This is a genomic window from Pandoraea communis, assembly GCF_902459745.1.
Classification (GTDB): domain Bacteria; phylum Pseudomonadota; class Gammaproteobacteria; order Burkholderiales; family Burkholderiaceae; genus Pandoraea; species Pandoraea communis.
On the sequence record NZ_CABPSJ010000008.1, the window covers coordinates 1 to 22,879 of the forward strand.

Below are 22,879 nucleotides of genomic sequence, written 5' to 3' on the forward strand. Positions count from 1 at the left end.
GATCTGTTCACGGTCGTGCCGGAGCTGACGGGCGCGCTGTAAGCGCGTCACGAGTCAGGTGAGGTTGCAGGGCGTGCGTGTGAACGCGTCCCGCAGCCGATCCGCATGAGGAAACTGGCCGGCGACGGTGGGGGGCTTCATGCGAATCGGTCAAACAGAATAATAAGAACCCAGGCATTCGCCACCATCAACAGGCAATCGGAATCCCTTGGAGGAATGACATGAGTTATCAGGCCCCGATCAAGGACATGCAGTTCGTGATGAACGAACTGGCGGACCTGACGAGCATTGCGGCGCTGCCGGGCTATGAGGATGCCTCGCCCGAACTTGCGCAGGCCGTGCTCGAGGAAGCCGCACGTTTCAATCAGGAAGTGCTGGCGCCGCTGAACGTCATTGGCGATCAGCAGCCGAGTACGTGGAAGGACGGTGTCGTCACCACGACGCCGGGTTTCAAGGAGGCATTCCGGAAGTTCTCTGAAGCCGGCTGGCAGGGGGTGCTGCATCCGCAAGCGTATGGCGGACAAGGGCTGCCAAAGCTCGTTGCCACGCCCTGCACGGAAATGCTCAACGCCGCGAATCTGTCGTTCGCGCTGTGCCCGCTGCTGACCGATGGCGCTGTCGAGGCACTGCTCACGGCAGGCACCGATGCGCAACGCGCGCTCTACGTTCCGAAGCTGCTCTCGGGCGAGTGGACCGGCACGATGAACCTGACCGAGCCGCAGGCCGGGTCCGATCTCGCACTGGTGCGCACGCGTGCAGAACGCGAAGCCGACGGCACCTATCGCCTCTTCGGTACGAAGATTTTCATCACGTTCGGTGAGCACGATATGGCCGGGAACATCGTGCACCTCGTGCTGGCGCGCACCCCCGATGCGCCGCCGGGCGTGAAGGGTATTTCGCTGTTCATCGTGCCGAAGTTCAACGTCGACGCCGAGGGCAATCTCGGGGCGCGTAACGACGTGCACTGTGTGTCTATCGAGCACAAGCTGGGTATCAAGGCGAGCCCGACGGCGGTATTGCAATTCGGCGACAACGGCGGGGCGACGGGGTATCTCGTCGGCGAGGAGAATCGCGGCCTCGAATACATGTTCATCATGATGAACGCTGCGCGCTTCGCTGTCGGCATGCAAGGCGTGGCCGTGGCCGATCGTGCCTATCAGCATGCCGTGGCTTACGCACGGGAGCGTTTGCAAAGCCGCCCGGTGGATGGCTCGTCGCGCGACGCCGTGTCCATCATCCATCATCCCGACGTCAAGCGCATGCTCATGACGATGCGTGCGCTGACCGAAGGCGCACGTGCGCTCGCCTACGTGGCCGCGGCGCAGGCCGATATCGGACATCACGCCGCCGACGCTGCCGAGCGCAAGCGCGCGCAAGCCGTCTACGAGTTCCTCGTGCCGATCGTGAAGGGCTGGAGCACCGAAATGTCGCTGGAGGTGACGAGCCTTGGCGTGCAGGTGCATGGCGGCATGGGCTTTATCGAAGAGACGGGCGCTGCGCAGTACTATCGCGACGCCCGCATTCTTCCCATCTACGAAGGTACGACCGCGATTCAGGCGAACGACCTCATCGGCCGCAAGACGTTGCGTGACGGCGGTGCCGTGGCGCACGCCCTGTGCGAGCAGATCATTGCTACGGAGAACGAACTGCGGGCGTTGGGTGGTGTGGGGCAGCCGGTGGCGGAACGTCTCGCGAAGGGACGCGAAGCGCTGTCGATCGTGGTCGACTATGTGGTCGCCAACACGCAGGACAATGCGAACGCCGTGTTTGCGGGAAGCGTGCCGTATCTGAAGCTTGCCGGTATCGTGTTGGGTGGGTGGCAGATGGGGCGCGCCTTGCTGGCGGCGCAGAAACTGCGCAATCAGGACCCGTCGTTTTACGACGCCAAGATCGGTACCGCCCGCTTCTTTGCGGATCACATCCTTACGCAGGCACCGGGTCTCGCACAGGCGATTACCGAGGGCGCAGACTCTGTGCTGTCGCTGAGCGAGGCGCAGTTCTGATCGTCTGTCCGCCGCGCATCAGCGCGGCGCGACGAAGCGGCCCGCAGGTCCAATGCCGTTCGGTTACGCGGTTTTCTTGAGAAGCCGAACGGTGTGTTGGAAAGGTCTGGCTTTGACGGCCCGGGGGGCAGCCCCCGGGCCGTTTTGTATCGTGGATTCGAGCAGACAAGGTGGCCGCTGCGCTACCTCATGGCCGGCATTCCGCTTGACGGTGTGTCTGTTCAATCTGCCTTACGCTGGATTTTCCCGGCTGAGGGGGCCGATCACGTTCAGTTTCCCGAACACCCCCTCACCCGAACTGGGATTCAGCAAGGGGTATGCCAAAGCGTACGCGACGGGTACGGTCAGGATGAGTTTCCCAATGAACAGAAGCATCGATCAATTCTCGTGGATAGACTGACGCCGAGATTCCGGGAGGGGCTTTGTGCTTACCCGGCACCGAGGGGGCGGGCTGCGAAGTGAGCAGGCGAAAAAAAACGGCACTGCTTGCGCAGTGCCGTGCATTGGGTCCCCGCCTCAGCCGCTAAGCCGGCATCCTGAACCGTGAGGCTCAAGGTGGTCGCGGTTAGTAGCGCTTTGGGTTCATCAGACAGAGTGACGCTCACGCCAGCACTACAAACTTCCGCAACCTGCAACAGATCATTGGTTCAAGGAATCTATGACTTTCGCGAACCAGGCAGGGAAAACTAACCTTTTGAATCGGACGGCAGCGAGTGAGTTTTCAACTCTGATACTGATCGATCACAGCGCTTAATCGTTCGTTCATGCGTTGCATTCTACTCTGAATTTCTTCGGCGGGGAATGCTTGTCCAGCGGCAATACTTTTTTCAAGCGCAAGCAATTCGGATGCCAGGCTCAACGCTGCCATGACGGCAATGCGATCGGTGCCGCGCACGCTGCTCTGCGCGCGAACCTTGCTCATTTCGGCATCGACGCGGGACACGGCAGACAGCAGGTCAGCCTCATGTTCCGGCGGGCACGCTAGCCGGTAGGACTGTTCGAGAATATTGACTTCGAGCTGCTTGATCGTCATGCGTTTTCTCCACCGGGAGTGCCGAGCAGATCCATCTGACCCTCAGCGGGGTTTTGCGTAGGGAGTTTTTCCAGAATAGCGTTCAAGCGAACCTGTGCCTCGTCGATCTTGGCCGCGAGCTGATCGCGCTGCAAACGCAGGGCGTCGCGCTCGGTGCGCAATTGCTCGATGGCGATGCGAGTTTCGTCGCATTCGGCGCGCGCGCGATCGAGTTCGGCGAGCAGCGCTTGATTGTGTTGATGAAAACGTTGGCTTATCACAACCAACTGTTCAATTTTGTCGGTGAGATTGTCGAGATCGGTGAGCATCGGGCTGCGTCCTCATAATTGCCCTACATTCTAACGGAATCGGCGGCCAATGCCCGACGATCGAGCATTGACGCTCGTTCGAATGGCCCCTACACTTGCGGCACTTCGGTGCTCGCGCAAGCCCCTCCGGCATGCGCAGTTAAACGGGAAACAGGGAGCCGCGTCCCCACACGGGCTGGCCAACCTGTGCTGCCCCCGCAACGGTAAGTCATTCTTTCGGCCCGAAAGGTTTCCGAAAACGCGCTTCGCCTTTATCGCCACTGTGAGCTATCCGCTCGCGGGAAGGCCGGTCAGGCGCGATGATGACCAGCCCGGATACCGGCCTGAGTGAGTGGGGAAAGCCATGCCGCCCGGCGACGCCGTGAGTGGCATGCCGTCGTTTTCATGTGTCGATGCTTCGCATCCGTGACGTGTCACCGGCGCTCCCCGTGCGCCGGCGGCCCGCGGGGGAACGGGTCTAGGCAATAAGAAAACTACGGAAGTCTCACGAGAATCATGCGCACCCACGTTCGCGCGATGGCGCTGCACGCGCCTGCCTTTGCACGCCTGTCCTCGGCATCAGCCACCTTTGTTCCTACGCCGCATCGTCTCGCTGTCGCCGCCACCCTGCTGGCCGCCAGCGTTGGCGCGCACGCACAGTCGGCTCAGCCGGCCGATACCGCACCCGCTGCCCCGGTTGTCCTTGCCGCGAAGACGGCGGACAACCCTACCGCCGCACAGCTCAAAACGACCGTCGTGACGGCCTCGCGCACCGAGCAGAAGCTGGCCGACACGCTGGCTGCAACCTCGGTGATTACGCGCGAAGACATCGAACAAAGCCAGGCACAGGACTTGCCGACACTGCTGCGCGGTCAGGCCGGCGTGGAAATCGTGCAGAACGGCGGCTTCGGCACGTCGGCCAGCATCTTCATGCGCGGTGCGGCGTCGAACGCCTCGCTCGTGCTCATCGACGGTGTGCCGGTCAACTCGGCCACGTCGGGTACGACCAACATCGCACAGATTCCGGTGTCGCAGATCGATCACATCGAAATCGTGCGCGGCAACGTCTCGGCGCTTTACGGCTCGCAAGCCGTGGGCGGCGTGATTCAGATCTTCACGCGCAAGGGTGACGGCGGCCCGCCGCGTGCCTATGCCGAGGTGGGTTACGGCACCAACAACACCACGCAGGCCAATGCCGGTATCGCCGGGTCGTTCGAAGACGGCAAGACTCGCTTCTCGCTGGACGTCTCGCGCTTTCACACCAACGGCATCTCCGCACAAGACCCGCGCTTTGCGCCGAAGGTCAACCCGAACCGCAATGGCGACGACAACACCAGCGTGAGCGCATCCCTCTCGCGTAAGTTCGGCGATACGTGGGAAGCCGGCGTGCGCCTGTTCCAGAGCGACGGCAGCAGCAGCTACGACAACGCCTTCGGCAAGCCGACCGATCTGAACGACACCGATGCCCGCGTGCGCCAGATTTCGGGCTACGTGAAAGGCAACATCACGGACAAGTGGAATACGCGCTTCACCGTCACGCAGGGCGACGATTACAGCTACAACTACCTGAATGGCAAGGGCAACGGCAACTTCCACACGTCGAGCAATCAGATCGACTGGGCCAACGAATACGCCTTTATGGCGGGGCAGAAGCTGATCGCCGGCTACACGCGTCTGGAACAGACGGTCGAGAGCAACACCAATTTCGGCCACAACAACCGCCATCTCGATTCGCCCTATCTGGGCTATGAAGGCACGTTCGGCAAGCATCAGGTGCAAGCCAACGTGCGCCGCGACATGTACTCGGACTTCGGCGGCGCTAACAGCTACTGGCTCGGCTACGGCTACAACCTGACGAATCAGTGGAAGTTCATGGCCAATGCGTCCGACGGCTTCCGCGCACCGACCTTCAACGAGCTGTTCTACCCGGGCTACGGCAATCCGAACCTGCAACCGGAACGCTCGATCTCCAAGGAACTGGCGGTTCAGTTCAACGGCGGCGAGCGTCTCGGCCTGATCAAGTTGACGGGCTTCCAGACCAACTACACGAACCTGATCCAGTCGCTGACGGTGTTCCCGTACACGGCCGCCAACGTGGCCAAGGCACGTGTCGAGGGGCTTGAGTTGACCTACACGGGACGTCCGCTCTTCGGCGTGGATGTGCGTGGGTCGTTCACGCGTCAGAACCCGACCGATCTGGATGCCGGCAAGCAACTCGCACGTCGTGCCAGGCAGTTCGGTTCGGTCGGCCTGTCGAAGACGTTCGACAAGTTCACCGTCGGCGGCGATGTGTTCTACAGCGGCGAGCGTTACGATACGGGTGGCCAGCATCTCGGTGCTTATACGCTCGTGAACCTGCAGGCCCGCTACGATATCGACAAATCCTGGTACGTCTCGGCGCATCTGGACAATGTCTTCAACAAGAACTACCAGACGGTCTATGGCTACAACACTCTCGGGCGAGCGATTTACGTCTCGCTCGGCTGGAAGCAGTTCTAACGACGTCCCGGCAGGGCGTAACGCGCATAACGTGCGTAATACCGCATGACGCTGCGTCGCGCACTTGCCATATGGGCGGGACTGGCCGGCGTTGCGCTGGCCGTTCTGCTCGCGTCGCTCATGCTGGGGAGCGTGCCGGTCTCGCTGAGCGAGATCGGCACGTTGCTGACGGGGCACGACGCCGGTCTCGCGGGCGACGTGGTCCGGCGTCTGCGTCTGCCGCGCGCACTTGCTGCATTCGCGTGCGGCGGCCTGCTTGCGGTTGCCGGCACTCTCATGCAGACGTTGCTTCGCAATCCGCTCGCCGACCCCTACGTGCTGGGCATTTCCGGCGGTGCAGGGGTTGCCGCGCTCGCCTCGCTGGCGCTTATGCTGCCTTTCTTCTGGGTGCAGACGAGCGCCTTCGCCGGTGCGCTCGCGGCCATCGCTATCGTGATGGCGCTCTCGCACCGCAGCTTCCTGCGTCCCGGCGATCAGGACAGCAGTACCAAACTGCTGCTCACTGGCGTGATGATGGCTGCAGGCTTCGGCGCACTCGCCACCCTCATTCTTACCCTCGCGCCCGATGCCAGTCTGCGCGGCATGCTGTTCTGGCTCACCGGCGATCTGAACGGCGTCGACCGCGCCGCATTGCCGTTGATCGCGCTTGCCGCGACGCTGCTCATCGTGTGCCCCGTCGCGCATCGCCTGAACGTACTGTTGCGCGGAGAAGCGGTGGCGCAAGCCGTTGGCGTGGCGGTTGGTCCGCTGCGTGCGCGTGTTTATCTGGCGGCGTCGCTTGCCACCGCGATTGCCGTGACCACCGCAGGCAGCATCGGCTTCATCGGTCTCGTCGTGCCACACATTCTGCGTCTGCGCTTCGGCAACGATCAGCGCATGCTGTTGCCCGCCGCCGCGCTCGCAGGCGGTGCGCTTCTGATGTTCGCGGATCTGGTGGCGCGCACGATCATTGCGCCGACGCAACTGCCGGTGGGTGTCATCACCGCGATGATCGGCGTGCCGGTCTTCCTGTGGCTCCTTTCCCGACGGGCCATCCGATGAGTACACCGCTGCTGCAAACCCATGCCCTGACCTTGCGCGCCGGTAAGCGTGTACTCGTCGACTGGCTCGACCTTGCCGTCGCTGCGGGCGAATGCTGGTGTCTGGCCGGGCCGAACGGCGCGGGCAAGACAACACTGCTCAACACCCTCGCCGGGTTGCGTCCGATTGACGACAAACCGCAGCGCGACGCGACGATTGCAGGCAGTGGCCGTGTCGACATTGCCGGCAAACCGTTGGCGCAGTGGCGCCCTGCGCCGCTTGCCAGGATGCGGGCGCTGATGCCGCAACAGACGCGCGACGCATTCGGCGCCACGGCCCTCGAAGTTGTACTGGCAGGACGTCATCCCTATCTTGCGCAAGGCCGCTGGGGCGCATGGGAGTCCGACGACGATATCGCCAGCGCCATGGCCGCACTCGCGCAGGTGGGGCTGGAAGACTTCGCGGCGCGCGACGTCACCACGCTCTCGGGCGGCGAGCGTCAGCGCGTGTCGCTCGCCGCCGTTCTGGCGCAGGCTACGCCTCTGCTGCTGCTCGACGAACCGGTCTCGCATCTCGATCTGCATCATCAGATCGACGCCCTCGAACAGCTCGCGCAGCATGCGCAACGCGCCGACGCTGCTGCCATCTTCTCGTGCCACGATCTGAATCTCGCGCGACGCTTCGCCACGCATGCGTTGCTGCTCGACGGTCGTGGCGGCTGGCGCGCCGGCCCGGTGCACGACGTGCTGTCGGCCGAGCATTGCAGCAACGCTTTCGGTTATCCACTGCGCCTCATTCGCGATGGCGGCGACGAGGCGCTTGTGCCGGTGCGCCGTGCATGACGCCGAAACTCACAGGCGTACACTCTCATCCGCGTGCGGCCGCCCTGTGCCGCACGCCCGTTTCTGACAGGTGCTGTTCATGACGCAAGAATCACCGCAACCCCAACCCGGCACCACAGCCTCAGCCGACAGCGACGGCGACGGCCGCAACGAGCGTCACCGCTCGCGCATGGTGCGCAAGAAGGCGGTCATCGACGACAAGATCGCGCAAGCGCAGCGCGACTGCGGCGTGATCGTCATCACGACCGGCAACGGCAAGGGCAAGTCGAGTTCCGGCTTCGGCATGGTAGTGCGCGCGATGGGCCACGGCATGAAGACGGGGGTCGTGCAATTCATCAAGGGCGCGATTCCGACCGGCGAGGAGAAATTCCTGCGGCGCTTTCCCGAGGCGTGCGAGTTTCACGTGATGGGCGAAGGCTACACGTGGGAGACGCAAGACCGCACGCGCGACATTGCCAAGGCGGAAGCGGCGTGGGAGCAGGCGCGCCGGATGTTGCGCGATCCGGCGTTCGGTCTCGTGCTGTTCGACGAACTCAACATCGCGCTCAAGCTGGGCTATCTCGACGTGAGCACCGTGATCGCCGATTTACAGGCGCGCCCCGAGATGCAGCACGTGGTGATCACCGGCCGCGGCGCCCCGCAGGCACTCGTGGACGCCGCCGACACCGTGACCGATATGACGCCCGTCAAGCACGCGTTTGCCCAGGGCATTCGTGCGCAGGCCGGCGTGGAAATGTAATCTTCGCTTCATCGTTTCAGGACGTTTCCGTATGACCGCTTTCAGCCCGTTGCTCACCGAACTGTTCGATATCCCGGCGCCATCCACCGCGATGGATACCGCACTTCAGCATGCCATCGACATCAAGACGAAGCCGCCCGGCAGCCTTGGCGCGCTCGAGCGCGTTGCCCATCAGATCGGCCGGATTCAGCGCAGCGCAACCCCCGATCTCGCGCGCCCGACCATGCTGGTGTTCGCGGGCGATCACGGCGTCGTGGCGGCCGGCGTGAGTCCCTATCCGCAGACCGTAACCGCCCAGATGGTGCTCAACTTCCTGCGGGGCGGCGCGGCCATTAACGTCTTCTGCCGCACGCACGGCATCGAGCTTGAAGTGGTGAACGCGGGCGTGGCCGCCGATTTCCCGTCGCACGCATCGCTCGTCGACATTCCCGTGGCGCGCGGCACGCAGAATTTCCTCGAAGCCCCCGCCATGACGCGCGACCAACTCGAAACGGCGCTGGCTGCCGGGGCGGCGCGTGTCGTCGCGCACGCCTCGCGGGGCGCGCGCATGATCGGCTTCGGCGAGATGGGGATCGGTAACACGTCGTCGGCCGCGTGTCTCATGCAGCGTCTGACCGGCTTGCCGCTCGCCGCGTGTGTCGGCCGTGGCACGGGGGTCGACGACGACGGGCTGGCGCGCAAGACGGCCATACTCGAACGTGCGCTCGCCGCGCATCCGGTGACCGGCGATCAACCCGATCCGCTGGAAACGCTCGCAACCTTCGGCGGCTTCGAGATCGCCATGATGACGGGCGCCTATCTCGCTGCCGCCAAGCTGGGGCTCGTGATCGTCGTGGACGGCTTCATCAGCACATCGGCACTGCTCGTGGCCGCACGGGTATCGCCGGCGGTGCTCGACTACTGCGTTTTCGCGCACGCCTCGGATGAAACCGGCCATCGTGCGATGCTCGAAACGCTTGGCGCAAAGCCGCTGCTGCAATTGGGGCTGCGTCTGGGCGAAGGCACGGGCGCCGCGCTCGCGATGCCGCTGATTCAGGCCGCTGCCGCGTTCTTGCGCGAGATGGCGACGTTCGAAGGCGCCGGCGTGAGCGAGCGCGAGGCGGCCGGACAATGACGGCGTCGTCCCCCGATCCCTCGCATGGCGCTGTCGAATCGCCGCGCGATCTGGTGACGCAGGATCACCCGGCGCAAGCTCGGGAGGCTGCGGCGTCGTTCGGGGGCATCAAGGGGCAGTTGCGGCTTTTCCTGAGCGCGCTCGGCTTCTTCACGCGTGTGCCGATTCCGCAGTGGGTCGGCTACTCCCCCGAACAGTTGAACGCGGCAACGCGCTATTTCCCGCTTGTCGGTGTGTGGGTCGGCGCGCTCGTCGCCTTGCTGACCATGGCGATGGGGCTGTTGTGGTCGCCGCATCTCGCCATCGCGTTGGGGATGGGGGTGAGCGTGCTGCTCACGGGGGCGTTTCACGAGGATGGCCTGGCCGATTCGGTGGATGCGTTCGGCGGCGCATTCACACGTGAGCGCGTGCTGGACATCATGCACGACTCGCGCATCGGCACCTATGGCTCGGTCGCCCTGTGGCTGGCGCTTGCCGTGAAGTGGCAGGCACTCGTCGATATTCAGGCGGCGGTGGGGTGGGGCGGTTTTGCCGTCGTGCTCATCGGCGCACATGCGGCGAGCCGAAGCATGGCGATCAGTCTGCTGCGCACGCTAGATTACGTTCGTTCCGAAGGGAAGGCCAAACCCGTCGCTCAGCGTTTGAGCATGGGGGGACTGTTGTTCGGCGTCGCATGCAGCGTGCCGTGGTGGCTATGGCCGGACTGGCGCGCGGGGGTGACGGGGGCCGTGGTGCTGATGGCGGTGCGTGCGGGCTTCATCCGCTATTTGCGCCGGCGTCTCGGCGGCTACACCGGCGATACGCTGGGTTTCGCCCAGCAAATCGGCGAACTTGCGCTGTACCTCACGGTGTGCGCATGGATCTGATCCTGATGCGGCATCCGCCGCCGGACATCGCGTCGGGTCTTTGTTATGGCCGTACCGATTTGCCCGTCGATGCGTTGCGCTTCGATGCGGCGGTCGCTGCGATGCATGCCCGGCTTGCGACGTTGCTCGATGGCCGTACACCGGCGGCGATCCACAGCAGCCCCCTGCAACGCGCGCGTCGCACTGCCGAGGTGTTGGCGACGTCTTTGGGGCTGCGAGTGAAGGAAGATGCGCGCCTCGCCGAGATGGATTTTGGCGCGTGGGAAATGCAGCCCTGGGACGCCATCGATAGAAACGATCTCGATGCCTGGGCACACAATGTGTCCGAATTTGCGCCGCCCGGCGGCGAGTCTGCCCGCGACATCGTGTCGCGCATGGACGCCTGGGTGAGGGGCTTGCGCGACGCGGCGAGCGCAATGCATGGCGTACATGTGGCCGTTGCTCACGCCGGGCCGATTCGTTTGCACACGGCAAGCGCACTGCGTCTGCCGATTACGGCATGTCTGTCGTGGTCGCTCGACTTCGGTGGCATTTGCCACCTTCGCTTCGCCGATGACGCCGATGACAGTCCCGCACGCTTGATTCGCTGGAACGCCTAGGCCCGCGTCAATCGCCGGTCGCTATCTCCGCACCTCCGCACCTCCGCATCTGCGCAGCGCGCTGTCAATCGCACATCACTGCGCGGCTGACGTGCGACGCGAGCGAGCGACGTCGAGGTCTTCGCACATGGTGCGTGCGCCGTCGAGTATGCGCGGGCCAGGCCGGTTGATGAGGTCGCCGTCGATGCCGAAGAGATTGTTATGCGCAACGGCGGGCAACTGCGGCCACTTGCGCCAACTGTCGAGTGTGGCGAGCGGCTTATCGGACTTCGTTGCGCCTGGCGTGGCGGTGAACATCGCTTCCGGCCGCTTGGCGAGTACCGCTTCAACGGATACGCGCGGCACGAGCGGTGCTTCATCGGCGAAGACGTTGACGCCGCCGCACAGCCGGATCACATCGCTGACCATATGCGTGCCGTTCAGGGTCATGAGTGGCTGCATCCACACCTGATAGAAGACAGACACCGGTGCGCGCGACGAATATTGCTTGCGCAGCGCTTCGTAGCGTGCCCGGAACGCCTCGGCCGAGGCTTGTGCTTTGGCCGGTGTCCCGGTCAGCGTACCCAGCGTTTCGATGGCTGCGGGCAGGTCGGTCAAATGTTTCGGCTCGGAGTAGAACACCGGCAGTTTCAACTGACGCAGCGCTTCGACCTGACGCTGCGAGTTGCCATGCATCCAGACCACGAGCAGGTCGGGTTTGAGCGAGAGAATGCGTTCGAGATCGAGCGCACTGTTGTCGCCGACGCGTGGCAGTTTGCGCGCCGCCTCGGGAAAATCGGAGTAGGCCACGACGCCCACGACCTTATCGCCCGCGCCTGCCGCAAACAGTAACTCGGTCGCGTGCGGTGAGAGGCTCACCACGCGCTGTGCCGGGGCCGGGAGCGTGACCATGGCGCCGGAGTCGTCCTTGACGGTGACGGCCGCTTGGGCGCTGAGCGCTGCGAAACAGGCGCTCGCCAGTGCAATCAGGTGACGGCGGGGGCGGCGCTTGGCGGGAGAATTGAGCGACATCGAAGCAGGTGGCTTAGGTGTGGGAGGGCATGGATGGGGATGGGCGGAGCGGCACTGCGGCCATCTGCCTTGTCAACCGACCCAACATTCTCGGCGCGTTGCCGTGCCGCGACAAGGGGTACACGATCGTGTCGGAGAGAAATTCGTGACCTTTCGCTGCAGGTGTCGAGAAATAGAATAGTTAGCGCTATTCTGACGTTTCGATGTGACTGTCCTGACATCAGGACAGGGTATGGCGCAATCGGACAATCGACAATGTGCCATGCGCGACCGATCGGCACCAGATGGGGGCAGCGATGACAACACCCACAAAAAGTACCTTGCGGCAAATACCGGCAGGCATATGGGTACTCGGTATTGTCAGCATGCTGATGGACATTTCCTCGGAGATGATCCATAGCCTGCTGCCGATGTTCATGATCTCGACCTTGGGCGCGAGTGCGCTGGCGGTCGGTCTGGTGGAAGGCATGGCGGAATCCACAGCGCTGATCGTCAAGATATTCTCGGGTGCCTTGAGCGACTATCTGGGAAAGCGCAAGGGCTTGGCGGTATTCGGCTACGCGATGAGCGCGCTGACCAAGCCGCTCTTTGCCGTGGCACCCACGGTCGGCATTGTGCTGACGGCTCGCTTGCTGGATCGGGTTGGCAAAGGCGTGCGCGACGCACCACGCGATGCCCTGGTTGCGGATATTGCGCCACGGCATTTGCGCGGCGCAGCGTTTGGCCTGCGCCAGTCCATCGACACCGTCGGGGCCTTCCTCGGGCCGTCGATGGCGGTCGGTTTGATGCTGCTGTGGGCCAACGACTTTCGAGCCGTATTCTGGGTGGCCGCGATTCCGGGCCTGATGGCGGTCGCGCTGCTGTTCTTCGGCCTGCGCGAGCCACAACGCCATTCAACGACAGCGCGCACCAATCCGATCCGGCGGGAGAACCTGGATCGCCTCGGAGGGCCATACTGGTGGGTGGTGGGTATCGGTGCGGTATTCACGCTGGCCCGCTTCAGCGAAGCGTTTCTTGTTCTGCGCGCGCAGCAGAGTGGTGTGCCGGTTGCTCTGGTGCCGCTCGTGATGGTGGCGATGAATCTGGTCTATGCCCTGTCGGCCTACCCGTTCGGCAAGCTCTCCGACCGCATGAGCCACAAGACGCTGTTGGCACTTGGTTTGATCGTCCTGATCGCGGCCGACCTGGTGTTGGCAATTAACGGTCACTGGGGCGTTGTGCTGGCCGGTGTCGCCCTTTGGGGTATTCACATGGGTATCACGCAGGGCTTGTTGGCGACGATGGTTGCCGATACCGCACCCGCCGACTTGCGCGGCACCGCGTATGGATTTTTCAATCTGGTCAGTGGTGTCGCGATGCTACTCGCCAGCGTGCTGGCCGGACTGTTGTGGGATCGCCTCGGCGCATCGTTTACCTTCTATGCAGGTGCGATTTTTTGCGTCGTTGCACTGGTGGGGTTGGCTTGGCAGCCAATCATGCGAATGGTGAGAGCTTAATGTGCTTTACGTCATGCATTGCAGAAAATGGCCAGCATAAAGAAACGGTTTGACGAGACGAACGTACACGCCGCCTTTGAGATCAGTCTTATGCTCAAAGGTGTGTTTGCACTGGCGGAAATCGCCGCAGGCGTGTTCGCCTACTTCGTTACCAGACAACTCCTGCTTGACCTGGCGCAGTCCGTCACCCGGCTGGAATTGACGGAAGACCCTCGCGACTTCGTTGCCAATTATCTGCTCCATGCTGCGCAAGGCCTGTCCGTGAGCAGCCAACACTTCACGGCCTTCTATTTGCTTAGCCACGGCGCCATCAAACTCTGGCTCATCATTGGTCTCTGGCGGAAGAAGCGTAGGTACTATCCGGCCGCCATCGCGGTTTTTGGTTTGTTCATTCTCTACCAAATGTATCGATACAGCTTTACGCACTCCCCGTTGTTGCTGTTCATCACAGCACTGGATGTCATCGTCATCGGACTGACGTGGTTTGAATACCGGCATCTGAGACGTCCTCCCGGATGTGCGCCCGCAGCGAACTGATGTCACGCGAGGGCTGTCGAAAAGAGCGTGACGTCATAACTTGGTATGCGTCAGGTCATCGACAGGAAATACGCCCGGCCAGTCAGTGGTGGGCTTCGAGGAGCGAAGGCGTGAAACGAAATATCGGACAGATGAGCGTGCTGGCGCTCGCCCTGGTGACGTTGCTTGGTGCTTGCGCCGCCCCCGGCGGCAGTGCGGGCGCCCCCGCCGGCAGCGGGACAGGCAAGGTACAAGCTTACGGTGTGATCGACGGCGGGGTGACGGTGGTGAAGTAATGCCGGAAGCGTCTCGCAACTCACCCGCCGAGCGAGACAAAAACGATCGCGCCCCCTGACGCCGAAACGTTCAGGGGGCGCGGTCGTTAATACCTTAGCGCGTTGTCAGGCCGTTACTGGAGCGTGACTGCAATACCGGGGTGGGCATGATGACACCGTACGATGGTACGAAGCCCGCGACAGTGTCTGGCCAACCGGTCTGCTGTGCTAGTTGGAGGCCGGAGCCGGGGCAGCAGCGCCTGCGTCCGAGGCCGGAGCGCTCATGGCGGCGCCAGCATCGCTGGCCGGTGCCGATGCCGACGTATCGGCGGCCGGCGCGGCCGTTTGATCTTCCTTCTTCGTACAACCCACCGTCACGACGGCGGCGGTCAGGAGCGTGGCAAGCAACAGCGGCAGTTTTTTCATTTGGTCGTCCTTTATATCTGGGGAAAGCCCTTGCGGAAGAACCTTCAGTCTAGCGGCGCCCTCTGGCGGTGACTGTATGCATTTGTTGCAGAAATGCTTCAATTTGTAACGAAAAGGGCGCCAAACACACGACTTTTAATATGACGTAAGCGTGAGCTGTATGCCCGATCGGAAGCATAACGGGGAAATTGGATGGCTGTGGGCTCCGGCAGTTCCCGGAAACTTCACTCGGAACGTAATTCGGCTAGCGCGGATTGCAGCCGTTGCCACGTAGATTCGGTGGATGGCAGGCCCAGACGCAGGCTGGGTAACGCGCGCGATTCCCCATCGGCCAGCGTCATGGGGCGCGTATCGAAGCGGCGCGTCCAAATGCCCTGAGCCGCCAGCCGTTCGTGCCATTGCGGCGCGAGCGCGTGCGGCGTCCACGCGAAAAGCGGTGTGCCGGCGGCCGGCCAGCCGTGCGAGCGCAACAATACGAGAAGCCGTTCGCCGTCGTGCAACAAACGTTCGCGGGTTGCCGCCTGCCACGCCGTGTCGCGCAGGGCGGTTCGGACAGCGAACCGCGCCGGTCCGCTGACGGTCCACGCCCCCAGACGCTCGGCAAGACGTGTTGCCAACGCTTGCGGGCACAACGCAAAGCCTGCGCGAATGCCCGCAAGCCCGAAGAATTTACCCACGGAGCGCAGCACCACAAGACTGTCCTCGCCGACATGGGGCGTCATCGATTCCCGCGGCGAAACGTCTGCAAATGCCTCGTCGACGATTAGCATCCCGCCACGTTCCGCCAGCAAGCCTTGCCATTGCGTCAGCGTCTCACGGGAGACGCATCGCGCCGTGGGATTGTCCGGATTCACCCAAACGAGATAGTCGACGTCAGGCAAGCCGGCTTCGGGACCGAGCCACGGCACCAGCGTATGGCCTGCATCGGCAAAGGCCGGGGCGTACTCGCTATAGGTGAGTGAGGCGACGGCAACGCGTCCCGGACGCAGCAGCGTGGGCAGCGAACGAATGACCGCCTGCGAACCGGCGCATGGCACGACGGTGTGTGCAGGCACGCCGTAGTATGCCGCGGCGACGTCGCGTAGATCGTCGAAGGCGTCGGGCAAGTCGCGCCAGACGCTCGCAGGGGGCATCGGCACGGGGTAGCCGTTCGGATTGATGCCGGTGGACAGGTCGAGCCAATCTTCGCGGGGACGTCGATAGCGCAGGATGGCTTCACCGAGGTTTCCGCCATGGCGGGGCACTGGCGGCGATGACGAGACGGCAGAGGATGACATTGGGGGAAGCGGGGCCTGCGATTGCGATCAGAGCACGTCAACAGGCATGGCATCGGCCTGCGACGCGGCGAAGAGCGCCAGTGCACCGCTGACGATCAGCCACATCCACATCGAACGCGAGATGAGCCGCCACGCGGCCTTGATGTGTTGTGCCGAGGGCTCCGTGCCGCAACCCAGCGCCGGACGCGTTTCCCACTCGCCGTGATAGCGCGCCGGCCCACCCAACTGAACGCCGAGACTGCCTGCCCCGGCGGCCATCACCGGCCCGGCATTCGGGCTGGACCACGTGCTGGCCTGTGTGCGCCAGCAGCCGATGGCGCGCGCCACATCGCCGAAGACGGCGTAGCTCGCCGCCGTGAGGCGTGCGGGAATCCAGTTGAGCACATCGTCGATGCGCGCGGCGGGGCGGCCAAAATACAGGAACTGGTCGGTGCGATAGCCCCACATCGCGTCGAGCGTGTTCGCCAGCCGGAACAGCACAACGCCCGGCGCGCCCGCGATGGCGAACCAGAAGAGCGCGCCGAAGATGGCATCGTTGCCGTTCTCCAGCGTCGACTCCACCGCCGCACGCGCGAGATCGGACGCGCTCGCGTCCTCGGTATCGCGCGAGACGATGCGAGCCGTCAGTGCGCGTGCCTGCGTCAGATCGCCATCGCGCAAGGCATCGGCGATGGGCATCACGTGCTCGCGCAGACTGCGCGCACCGAGCGCCGCGTACAACGCAAGCGCCTGCCAGAGAATGCCGCTCCAGCCGGGCAGGAACGTCAGGGCCCACGCGACGAGTACCGGCAACACCAGCATGATCGTCCATGCCCATGTGCCGCGCGTCATGGCGCTTATGGGCTTGTCTCGCGTTGCGGGATCGTTGAGCCACGCCTCGACGCCGTTCGCGATGTAGCCGAATCCGACCAGCGGATGCCATCGGCGCGGCTCGCCAAGCCAGGCGTCGAGCAACACGCCGATCAGCGCAGCGAGCCAGAGCGATTCGGGAGCGAGTCCGGTGAGCATCGGCGATTATCCTTTGACGGCCATCGGCAGGCCGGCGACGACAAAGCGCACGTGCGGCGCCAGCGCGGCGACCCGCTGATTCAGACGGCCGAGTTCATCGACATAACGGCGCGTCAGCGAGCCCATCGGGATCACGCCGAGACCGATTTCGTTGCTGACGATGACGATCTTGCCGTGCAGCGACACCAGCGTCTGCGCCAGCGAATCGACGACGTCATGCCATTGTGCATCGCTGGCGGGGCCGTCGGGATGATCGTCGGGGGGGCATAGCCAGCCGGCCAGCCACAGGGGCAGGCAATCGACCAGCACGCAATGGCCATCACGGGCGGCTTCGCGTAACGCGCCTGCGAGGTTCCGCCCGACTTCCACGGTTTGCCAGTGCGCAGGACGGCTGGTGCGATGATGGGCAATGCGAGCGCGCATCTCGGGCTCATCGCTCACCGCAGCGGTGGCGAGGTAGGTGACTGGCAGGCCGCTTTGTCCGGCAAGACGTTCGGCGAACGCACTTTTGCCGGAGCGCGCGCCACCCAGCACGAAAGTCAGGTCGAGAGCACTCATGGGCGATATTGTACGAGCGCCCGATGCGATAATTCGCGCCATGAGTGAAATCCCTGCCAATTTCGACGCGTACACGCGCCCTCGCCGCGGCACCCTGATGATTCAGGGAACGTCCTCGGATGCGGGCAAGAGTACGGTGGTCGCCGGGTTGTGCCGCCTGCTGTATCGCGAGGGGGTGCGCGTGGCGCCGTTCAAACCGCAGAACATGGCGCTCAACAGCGCCGTGACCACCGACGGCGGCGAGATCGGGCGCGCACAGGCCTTGCAGGCACAGGCCGCCGGTGTGGCGCCGCACACAGACTTCAACCCGGTGTTGCTCAAGCCGAGCAGCGACCGTGGTGCGCAGGTCATCATCGGCGGCAAGGTCATGGCCGATCTCGACGCGCGCGCCTATCACGAGTACAAACCGCGCGCGATGGCGGCCGTGCTGGCCGCTTACGACCGGTTGCGCACAGGCTACGACGCGGTGCTCGTCGAAGGCGCGGGCAGCCCGGCCGAAGTGAATCTGCGCTCGCGCGATATTGCGAACATGGGATTTGCCGAGGCGGTCGACGCCCCGGTGTTGCTCGTCGCCGATATCGACCGGGGAGGGGTGTTCGCACAATTGCTCGGCACGCTCGCGTGTCTGTCGGACAGCGAGCGCGCACGCATCAAGGGTTTCATCATCAATCGGTTTCGCGGCGATCCGTCGTTGCTCACCAGCGGTCTCGAGTGGCTCGAGGCGCGCACGGGGATTCCGGTGTTGGGCGTGCTGCCGTATCTTCACGGCCTGCATCTGGACGGCGAAGACATGCTGCCCGGCGAGCGCCATAAGGCGGCCAGTGGCGAGACGCGTCTGCGCGTTGCCGTGCCTGCGTTGCCTCGCATCAGCAATCACACCGATTTCGACGCCCTGCGGGCGCACCCGCAAGTCGATTTCCGCTATGTGGGCGCTGGCGAATCGTGGCCGGCGAGCGACCTCGTGATCCTTCCCGGCAGCAAGCATGTGCGTGCCGATCTGGCATGGCTACGTGCGCAGGGCTGGGAGCCGGCCATCACGCGGCATCTGCGCTATGGCGGCAAGGTGCTCGGTATCTGCGGTGGCTTGCAGATGCTCGGCACGGCGATTCACGATCCGCAGGGGCTGGAGGGCGACGCCGGGACGACCGGCGGCCTCGGTTGGCTGGCGATCGAGACCACGATGGAGGCGCAAAAACAGCTCCGTGTCGTGGCGGGACGTTTGAGCACAGGCGATGCACCCGTGAGCGGCTATGAGATTCACATGGGCGTGACACGCGGGGCGGCGCTCGAGCGCCCGGCCATCTGGCTGGACGACGAAGGCACCGAACGCGCCGATGGCGCCCGCTCGACCGACGATCAGGTCATGGGGACGTATTTGCATGGGTTGTTCGATACCCCGCAGGCTTTGCAGGGGTTGCTCACGTGGGCCGGTGCCCGCGATCTCGAGACGCTGGACTACAACGCATTGCGCGAAGCGTCGCTCGACAGGCTGGCGGATTCGTTCGCCGCACATCTGGACCTCCCACGCGTGTGGGCGTGCCTGCGCTAACGCCGAGGGGCAGGGCCGGCAGGGCAGCGCGAGCATGAAGCCGCCATCCAACCGTTGTAAGATGGGCGGAAAATCGACCTCGGGGAGTCTGCAATGCCGGTGATCGTGGTGGCGAATCCAAAGGGTGGCGTGGGCAAGAGCACGCTGGCAACGAATCTGGCCGGGTATCTGGCCGCGCAGGGCCACGCTGTGATGCTCGGCGACACCGACCGGCAGCAGTCGTCGCGAGCCTGGCTGGGCCTGCGCCCGCCGGCGCTGCGTTCGATAGGCACCTGGGAAGTCGATCACAACGATGTCGCCCGTCCGCCCAAGGGCACCACCCACGCGGTGCTCGATACCCCCGCCGGCCTGCACGGCAAACGCCTCGAATCGATCCTCAGACTTGCCGACCATGTGCTGGTGCCGTTGCAGCCGTCGATCTTCGATATTCTCGCCACGCGCGATTTTCTGCAGAAGCTCGGTGAGGAGAAGGCGGTGAGGCAGGGGGATGTGCGTATCGGCGTGGTCGGCATGCGGGTCGACGCCCGCACCCGTGCGGCGGATCAGCTCTCGCGGTACTGCGAAGAGGCGGGCCTGCCGGTGCTGGGGATGCTGCGCAACACGCAGAACTATGTGCAACTCGCCGCGCACGGCCTCACGCTGTGGGACGTGGCGCCGGGACGCGTCGAACGCGATCTGCCGCAGTGGGCGGGCATCACCGCGTTTGTGGCGAGGTGATCGCCAGCGCTCATAACCGGCGCTTACAACCGGCGCATCAATGACGAAGGGGCCCTCGGGCCCCTTCGTCGTTAGCGCCGAAGCGCTGTCGGTCTTTGATGCCTTATTTCGTTGCCTGAGCGGCTTCGAAGGCGCGGGTCTCTTCCCATGCTTGCAGCGGCACGTGATCGCGTTCGCCCTTCTGCACGTTCTTGTCGTCGACGAACACCAGCTTCGGCTTGAAGCCGGCCAGCACTTCCTTCTCTTCGACCTGCGCGTACGACACGATGATGACGATGTCGCCCAACTGTGCGCGGCGTGCCGCTGCGCCGTTGAGCGAGATCATGCCGCTGCCGCGCTCGCCGCGAATGGCATACGTGGTGAAGCGCTCACCGTTGTTGACGTTGAAGATGTCGATTTGCTCATTTTCGACAAGGCCCGAGGCTTCGAGCAGGTTTTCGTCGATCGCACACGAGCCTTCGTAATGCAATTCGCAATGCGTCACGGTGGCGCGGTGGATCTTCGACTTGAGCATGGTGCGGTACATGGCTTGCCTCTAGTGTTGCGGTGTCGCGCAAGCGGCGCGACGAAAGATGCGCGTGCCACCGGCACGCGCGGCTTGCGTCGGGAGCACGCGGCACCGGTCGTCCGGCCGTGCGCCGCGTGCCCGGCGCTCAGATTTCGAGATTGTCGATCAGACGCGTGGCCCCGAGCTTGGCTGCCGCGAGCACCACAAGGCTCTCGGCGGGGGCGGCGCCCGGTGCCGGCACGCGCAGGTTGGCGCGCTGGCGAATCGCCACATAATCCGGCTTCCAGCCACGCTCGGTCAGTGCCTGCATGGCCGCCGCTTCGAGCGCGGCGTAGTCCGTCTTGCCGCTGTTCGCGTCGTCGCGAATCTGACCCAGCAAACGATAGAGCTGGGGTGCCTCGGCGCGCTCGGCGTCCGACAGATAGCGGTTACGCGACGAGAGCGCGAGGCCGTCGTCGGCACGCACCGTCTCAGCGGCGATGATCTCGATGGGCAGCGCGAACTGACGGCACATGCTGCGCACAATCATCAGTTGCTGGTAATCCTTCTTGCCGAACACGGCCACGCGCGGCTGTACGCACGAGAACAGCTTGGTGACGACCGTGCAAACGCCCTTGAAGAAGCCCGGGCGGAACTCGCCCTCGAGAATGTCGCCCAGATCGTGCGGCGGCTCGACACGGTATTCCTGCGGCTCGGGGTACATCTCCTTCTCGTCGGGAGAGAACAGCACGTAGACGTTCTCGCGCGTGAGCTTCTCGATGTCATCGGCCATCGTGCGCGGGTACTTGTCGAAGTCTTCGTTCGGCCCGAATTGCAGGCGATTCACGAAGATGCTGGCGACGACCGGGTCGCCGTGCTGGCGCGCCAGTCGCATGAGCGACAGATGCCCTTCATGCAGGTTGCCCATGGTGGGCACGAAGGCGACGCGATTCTGGCCGCGCAGTTGATCGCGCAGTTCGTGAATCGAGGGGATGACTTTCATTGAGGTTCCGTGCGTGGCGTACGTTGATGACGTCCAGGAGTGGCGCACGCCTTATCTGGCAAGGGCGTGGCCGCCAAAATGTCCGGGGGGATTGTAGAGGAAATCTCAATGCGCGTGCGCAAAAAACGCACTGTTCAACGGACTCCCCGGCCGCGAGGATTCACCGGGCGCTCAGTTGGGGGAATAGGTCAGGCGGACATAGATCGGCGCAAATGGCTCGGCCTGAGTGATCTCCAGCAACGATTCGCGCGAGAGTTCGAGCATGGCGATGAAGTTGACCACGACGACGGGCACGCCGCGCGTGACATCGAAGAGTTCGGTGAACTCCATGAAGCGGGCGCCCTGCAAACGCCGCAGGATCTGACTCATGTGCTCGCGCACGGACAGCTCTTCGCGCGAGATCTTGTGATGCTGCACGAGCTTGGCGCGGCGCAGCACTTCGGCCCAAGCCGCGCGCAGATCTTCGGCATCGACATCGGGAAAGCGCGGCTGGAGGCTCTGCTCGATATATACCTGCGAGCGCAGGAAATCGCGGCCAAGCACCGGCAGGGTGTCGAGTTTCTGGGCGGCGAGCTTCATCTGCTCGTACTCCAGCAGGCGGCGCACGAGTTCCGCGCGCGGATCTTCGGCCTCTTCGCCCGTATCGGCCTTCTTGACCGGCAAGAGCATGCGCGACTTGATCTCGATGAGCATCGCCGCCATGAGCAGATACTCGGACGCGAGTTCGAGATTGGTCCGGCGGATCTGTTCGACGTAGAGCAGGTACTGCTTCGTGACCTGCGCCATCGGAATGTCGAGCACGTTGAAGTTCTGCTTGCGGATCAGATACAGCAACAAGTCGAGCGGGCCTTCGAAGGCTTCGAGGAAGATCTCGAGCGCGTCCGGCGGGATGTAGAGATCGTTCGGCAGTGCGAAGAGCGGCTCGCCATACAGGCGCGCACGCGCGACGCCGTCGACCGTGTCGGGCGTGGTGTCCTGCCCGTTCTGCGGTGCGGGCAATTCCGTCGTCGCAACCACAGCGGGATGAGGCTTGATCGCCTGCGCTTCCGATGCTTCCAACGGCGTCATCCCCGCGGGGGCGTCCGCTTCGCTCGATTCGTCTGCTTCGTCCGATTTGCCACCGCTGCCGGACTCTCCTGCTGCGGCAGACGTTTCGATCGACGCATCGCTGTGCCCGTCATCCGGCACCGCATCGACGTGCGCAGACACCGGCGCGATCTTGGGGATCGGCTCTGGCGTGTGCGACGGATCGTCGGGCGAACTCGGATTCAATGCGGAACTCGGCCGGAAGGCGGTAACTTATTCGCTTTGGTAGACGTACGCCTGCTGGGCCACACGCGACTGCTGGGCGCGGCGGCGCTCTTCCATGTCGATCGGCTGCTTGTCCCACAGCAGCGAGCGGCCTTGGCGTTGCTCGGCTTCCAGCGCGGGCTTCTCGGACTTCAGTTGCTTGATGAATTGGGTGATGTCGGATTCGTACATGGTCGAATGCTTGAAAAATAGGCAGAAGCGGCGTCATCGCGATGGCGCCAATCGACGCAGATTCTACCGCAA

24 protein-coding genes, 1 other RNA gene and 1 riboswitch are annotated in these 22,879 nt (G+C 63.8%); of the genes, 13 read left to right on the forward strand and 12 right to left on the reverse strand.

Annotated features, from left to right (window positions below; translation table 11 throughout):
- The first annotated feature begins 221 nt into the window (after positions 1-221).
- Positions 222-2,003, forward strand: a complete 1,782-nt coding sequence (locus tag PCO31110_RS22980) for an acyl-CoA dehydrogenase (protein WP_150691496.1) — start codon at positions 222-224, stop codon at positions 2,001-2,003.
- Positions 2,004-2,507: 504 nt separating this feature from the next.
- Here the strand turns inward: PCO31110_RS22980 and ssrS are convergent.
- The 3 genes from ssrS to PCO31110_RS22995 all read right to left on the reverse strand — a co-directional run bounded on the left by ssrS (position 2,508) and on the right by PCO31110_RS22995 (position 3,344).
- Positions 2,508-2,689: non-coding RNA, 6S RNA (gene ssrS / locus PCO31110_RS22985), on the reverse strand.
- A gap of 35 nt (positions 2,690-2,724) precedes the next feature.
- Positions 2,725-3,036, reverse strand: coding sequence for a cell division protein ZapA (locus tag PCO31110_RS22990; protein ID WP_010805491.1), 312 nt, complete (start codon positions 3,034-3,036; stop codon positions 2,725-2,727).
- The gene (locus tag PCO31110_RS22995; RefSeq protein WP_010805490.1) at positions 3,033-3,344 is read right to left on the reverse strand and encodes a hypothetical protein; all 312 of its coding nucleotides are present in this window, start codon (positions 3,342-3,344) and stop codon (positions 3,033-3,035) included. The genes PCO31110_RS22990 and PCO31110_RS22995 overlap by 4 nt, the downstream gene beginning before the upstream one ends.
- Before the next feature lie 89 nt (positions 3,345-3,433).
- A riboswitch (cobalamin riboswitch) is annotated at positions 3,434-3,685 on the forward strand.
- A 154-nt stretch (positions 3,686-3,839) separates the two neighbouring features.
- Between PCO31110_RS22995 and PCO31110_RS23000 the strand changes: the two genes are divergently transcribed.
- The 7 genes from PCO31110_RS23000 (at position 3,840) to cobC (ending at position 11,002) form a co-directional block, all read left to right on the forward strand.
- A complete protein-coding gene (locus PCO31110_RS23000) occupies positions 3,840-5,822 on the forward strand; it encodes a TonB-dependent receptor plug domain-containing protein (protein ID WP_150691497.1) in 1,983 nt (660 codons plus the stop codon).
- A gap of 45 nt (positions 5,823-5,867) precedes the next feature.
- Positions 5,868-6,863, forward strand: a complete 996-nt coding sequence (locus PCO31110_RS23005; protein WP_150691498.1) for a FecCD family ABC transporter permease — start codon at positions 5,868-5,870, stop codon at positions 6,861-6,863.
- Positions 6,860-7,684 carry an ABC transporter ATP-binding protein gene (locus tag PCO31110_RS23010; protein ID WP_150585200.1) on the forward strand — a complete coding sequence of 275 codons (825 nt, stop codon included), beginning with the start codon at positions 6,860-6,862 and terminating at the stop codon, positions 7,682-7,684. The genes PCO31110_RS23005 and PCO31110_RS23010 overlap by 4 nt, the downstream gene beginning before the upstream one ends.
- A 79-nt stretch (positions 7,685-7,763) precedes the next feature.
- On the forward strand, positions 7,764-8,423 hold the full coding sequence (gene cobO / locus PCO31110_RS23015; RefSeq protein WP_150691499.1) for a cob(I)yrinic acid a,c-diamide adenosyltransferase: 660 nt from the start codon (positions 7,764-7,766) through the stop codon (positions 8,421-8,423).
- Between the two features lie 31 nt (positions 8,424-8,454).
- Complete coding sequence (gene cobT, locus PCO31110_RS23020; protein WP_010805485.1) at positions 8,455-9,537, forward strand: nicotinate-nucleotide--dimethylbenzimidazole phosphoribosyltransferase; 1,083 nt, start codon at positions 8,455-8,457, stop codon at positions 9,535-9,537.
- On the forward strand, positions 9,534-10,403 hold the full coding sequence (locus PCO31110_RS23025; RefSeq protein WP_010805484.1) for an adenosylcobinamide-GDP ribazoletransferase: 870 nt from the start codon (positions 9,534-9,536) through the stop codon (positions 10,401-10,403). The genes cobT and PCO31110_RS23025 overlap by 4 nt, the downstream gene beginning before the upstream one ends.
- A complete protein-coding gene (gene cobC, locus PCO31110_RS23030; RefSeq protein ID WP_150691500.1) occupies positions 10,394-11,002 on the forward strand; it encodes an alpha-ribazole phosphatase family protein in 609 nt (202 codons plus the stop codon). Before PCO31110_RS23025 ends, cobC begins: the two co-directional genes overlap by 10 nt.
- A gap of 75 nt (positions 11,003-11,077) precedes the next feature.
- Here cobC and PCO31110_RS23035 read toward each other — a convergent pair whose 3' ends face one another.
- A complete protein-coding gene (locus tag PCO31110_RS23035; RefSeq protein WP_150691501.1) occupies positions 11,078-12,013 on the reverse strand; it encodes a cobalamin-binding protein in 936 nt (311 codons plus the stop codon).
- Positions 12,014-12,309: 296 nt separating this feature from the next.
- On the opposite strand from PCO31110_RS23035, the gene PCO31110_RS23040 reads away from it, so the two are divergent.
- The 3 genes from PCO31110_RS23040 to PCO31110_RS25810 all read left to right on the forward strand — a co-directional run bounded on the left by PCO31110_RS23040 (position 12,310) and on the right by PCO31110_RS25810 (position 14,321).
- The gene (locus PCO31110_RS23040) at positions 12,310-13,509 is read left to right on the forward strand and encodes an MFS transporter (RefSeq protein WP_036661928.1); all 1,200 of its coding nucleotides are present in this window, start codon (positions 12,310-12,312) and stop codon (positions 13,507-13,509) included.
- Between the two features lie 27 nt (positions 13,510-13,536).
- A complete protein-coding gene (locus PCO31110_RS23045; protein WP_010805480.1) occupies positions 13,537-14,046 on the forward strand; it encodes a DUF2127 domain-containing protein in 510 nt (169 codons plus the stop codon).
- Positions 14,047-14,156: 110 nt separating this feature from the next.
- The gene (locus PCO31110_RS25810; RefSeq protein WP_174979729.1) at positions 14,157-14,321 is read left to right on the forward strand and encodes a hypothetical protein; all 165 of its coding nucleotides are present in this window, start codon (positions 14,157-14,159) and stop codon (positions 14,319-14,321) included.
- A gap of 207 nt (positions 14,322-14,528) precedes the next feature.
- On the opposite strand, the gene PCO31110_RS23050 is transcribed toward PCO31110_RS25810, so the two are convergent.
- The 4 genes from PCO31110_RS23050 to cobU form a co-directional block, all read right to left on the reverse strand.
- Entirely contained in the window at positions 14,529-14,726 is a 198-nt protein-coding gene (locus tag PCO31110_RS23050) for a hypothetical protein (RefSeq protein ID WP_010805479.1), read from the reverse strand.
- A 224-nt stretch (positions 14,727-14,950) separates the two neighbouring features.
- Positions 14,951-16,003 carry a threonine-phosphate decarboxylase CobD gene (gene cobD, locus PCO31110_RS23055; protein ID WP_150691502.1) on the reverse strand — a complete coding sequence of 351 codons (1,053 nt, stop codon included), beginning with the start codon at positions 16,001-16,003 and terminating at the stop codon, positions 14,951-14,953.
- Positions 16,004-16,030: 27 nt separating this feature from the next.
- Positions 16,031-17,011, reverse strand: coding sequence for an adenosylcobinamide-phosphate synthase CbiB (gene cbiB, locus PCO31110_RS23060; protein WP_150691503.1), 981 nt, complete (start codon positions 17,009-17,011; stop codon positions 16,031-16,033).
- A 6-nt stretch (positions 17,012-17,017) separates the two neighbouring features.
- Positions 17,018-17,569, reverse strand: coding sequence for a bifunctional adenosylcobinamide kinase/adenosylcobinamide-phosphate guanylyltransferase (gene cobU / locus PCO31110_RS23065; RefSeq protein WP_150691504.1), 552 nt, complete (start codon positions 17,567-17,569; stop codon positions 17,018-17,020).
- A gap of 40 nt (positions 17,570-17,609) precedes the next feature.
- On the opposite strand from cobU, the gene PCO31110_RS23070 reads away from it, so the two are divergent.
- Both PCO31110_RS23070 and PCO31110_RS23075 read left to right on the forward strand, forming a co-directional pair.
- The gene (locus PCO31110_RS23070) at positions 17,610-19,118 is read left to right on the forward strand and encodes a cobyric acid synthase (protein WP_246189955.1); all 1,509 of its coding nucleotides are present in this window, start codon (positions 17,610-17,612) and stop codon (positions 19,116-19,118) included.
- Between the two features lie 93 nt (positions 19,119-19,211).
- Positions 19,212-19,835, forward strand: coding sequence for a nucleotide-binding protein (locus PCO31110_RS23075; RefSeq protein ID WP_150691506.1), 624 nt, complete (start codon positions 19,212-19,214; stop codon positions 19,833-19,835).
- A 103-nt stretch (positions 19,836-19,938) separates the two neighbouring features.
- Here PCO31110_RS23075 and panD read toward each other — a convergent pair whose 3' ends face one another.
- The 4 genes from panD to PCO31110_RS23095 form a co-directional block, all read right to left on the reverse strand.
- Complete coding sequence (panD, locus tag PCO31110_RS23080; RefSeq protein ID WP_010805473.1) at positions 19,939-20,361, reverse strand: aspartate 1-decarboxylase; 423 nt, start codon at positions 20,359-20,361, stop codon at positions 19,939-19,941.
- A 127-nt stretch (positions 20,362-20,488) separates the two neighbouring features.
- Positions 20,489-21,325 (reverse strand): pantoate--beta-alanine ligase, encoded by an 837-nt coding sequence (gene panC, locus PCO31110_RS23085; protein WP_010805472.1) that lies wholly within the window; start codon positions 21,323-21,325, stop codon positions 20,489-20,491.
- Positions 21,326-21,496: 171 nt separating this feature from the next.
- Positions 21,497-22,393 (reverse strand): segregation and condensation protein A, encoded by an 897-nt coding sequence (locus PCO31110_RS23090; RefSeq protein WP_036662006.1) that lies wholly within the window; start codon positions 22,391-22,393, stop codon positions 21,497-21,499.
- Positions 22,394-22,624: 231 nt separating this feature from the next.
- Positions 22,625-22,807 (reverse strand): DUF3460 family protein, encoded by a 183-nt coding sequence (locus PCO31110_RS23095; protein WP_010805470.1) that lies wholly within the window; start codon positions 22,805-22,807, stop codon positions 22,625-22,627.
- Positions 22,808-22,879 lie beyond the last annotated feature (72 nt).

Coding starts and splice junctions, on each gene's coding strand:
- cobO (WP_150691499.1), top strand. CDS start 7,764: ATGACGCAAGAATCACCGCAACCCCAACCCGGCACCACAGCCTCAGCC.
- PCO31110_RS23040 (WP_036661928.1), top strand. CDS start 12,310: ATGACAACACCCACAAAAAGTACCTTGCGGCAAATACCGGCAGGCATA.
- PCO31110_RS23010 (WP_150585200.1), top strand. CDS start 6,860: ATGAGTACACCGCTGCTGCAAACCCATGCCCTGACCTTGCGCGCCGGT.
- PCO31110_RS22980 (WP_150691496.1), top strand. CDS start 222: ATGAGTTATCAGGCCCCGATCAAGGACATGCAGTTCGTGATGAACGAA.
- PCO31110_RS23075 (WP_150691506.1), top strand. CDS start 19,212: ATGCCGGTGATCGTGGTGGCGAATCCAAAGGGTGGCGTGGGCAAGAGC.
- PCO31110_RS23095 (WP_010805470.1), bottom strand. CDS start 22,807: ATGTACGAATCCGACATCACCCAATTCATCAAGCAACTGAAGTCCGAG.
- PCO31110_RS23050 (WP_010805479.1), bottom strand. CDS start 14,726: ATGAAAAAACTGCCGCTGTTGCTTGCCACGCTCCTGACCGCCGCCGTC.
- PCO31110_RS23035 (WP_150691501.1), bottom strand. CDS start 12,013: ATGTCGCTCAATTCTCCCGCCAAGCGCCGCCCCCGCCGTCACCTGATT.
- PCO31110_RS23025 (WP_010805484.1), top strand. CDS start 9,534: ATGACGGCGTCGTCCCCCGATCCCTCGCATGGCGCTGTCGAATCGCCG.
- PCO31110_RS23070 (WP_246189955.1), top strand. CDS start 17,610: ATGAGTGAAATCCCTGCCAATTTCGACGCGTACACGCGCCCTCGCCGC.
- PCO31110_RS23090 (WP_036662006.1), bottom strand. CDS start 22,393: ATGACGCCGTTGGAAGCATCGGAAGCGCAGGCGATCAAGCCTCATCCC.
- PCO31110_RS23005 (WP_150691498.1), top strand. CDS start 5,868: ATGACGCTGCGTCGCGCACTTGCCATATGGGCGGGACTGGCCGGCGTT.
- cobT (WP_010805485.1), top strand. CDS start 8,455: ATGACCGCTTTCAGCCCGTTGCTCACCGAACTGTTCGATATCCCGGCG.
- PCO31110_RS23000 (WP_150691497.1), top strand. CDS start 3,840: ATGCGCACCCACGTTCGCGCGATGGCGCTGCACGCGCCTGCCTTTGCA.
- panD (WP_010805473.1), bottom strand. CDS start 20,361: ATGTACCGCACCATGCTCAAGTCGAAGATCCACCGCGCCACCGTGACG.
- cbiB (WP_150691503.1), bottom strand. CDS start 17,011: ATGCTCACCGGACTCGCTCCCGAATCGCTCTGGCTCGCTGCGCTGATC.
- PCO31110_RS23045 (WP_010805480.1), top strand. CDS start 13,537: ATGGCCAGCATAAAGAAACGGTTTGACGAGACGAACGTACACGCCGCC.
- cobC (WP_150691500.1), top strand. CDS start 10,394: ATGGATCTGATCCTGATGCGGCATCCGCCGCCGGACATCGCGTCGGGT.
- PCO31110_RS22990 (WP_010805491.1), bottom strand. CDS start 3,036: ATGACGATCAAGCAGCTCGAAGTCAATATTCTCGAACAGTCCTACCGG.
- panC (WP_010805472.1), bottom strand. CDS start 21,325: ATGAAAGTCATCCCCTCGATTCACGAACTGCGCGATCAACTGCGCGGC.
- cobD (WP_150691502.1), bottom strand. CDS start 16,003: ATGTCATCCTCTGCCGTCTCGTCATCGCCGCCAGTGCCCCGCCATGGC.
- PCO31110_RS22995 (WP_010805490.1), bottom strand. CDS start 3,344: ATGCTCACCGATCTCGACAATCTCACCGACAAAATTGAACAGTTGGTT.
- cobU (WP_150691504.1), bottom strand. CDS start 17,569: ATGAGTGCTCTCGACCTGACTTTCGTGCTGGGTGGCGCGCGCTCCGGC.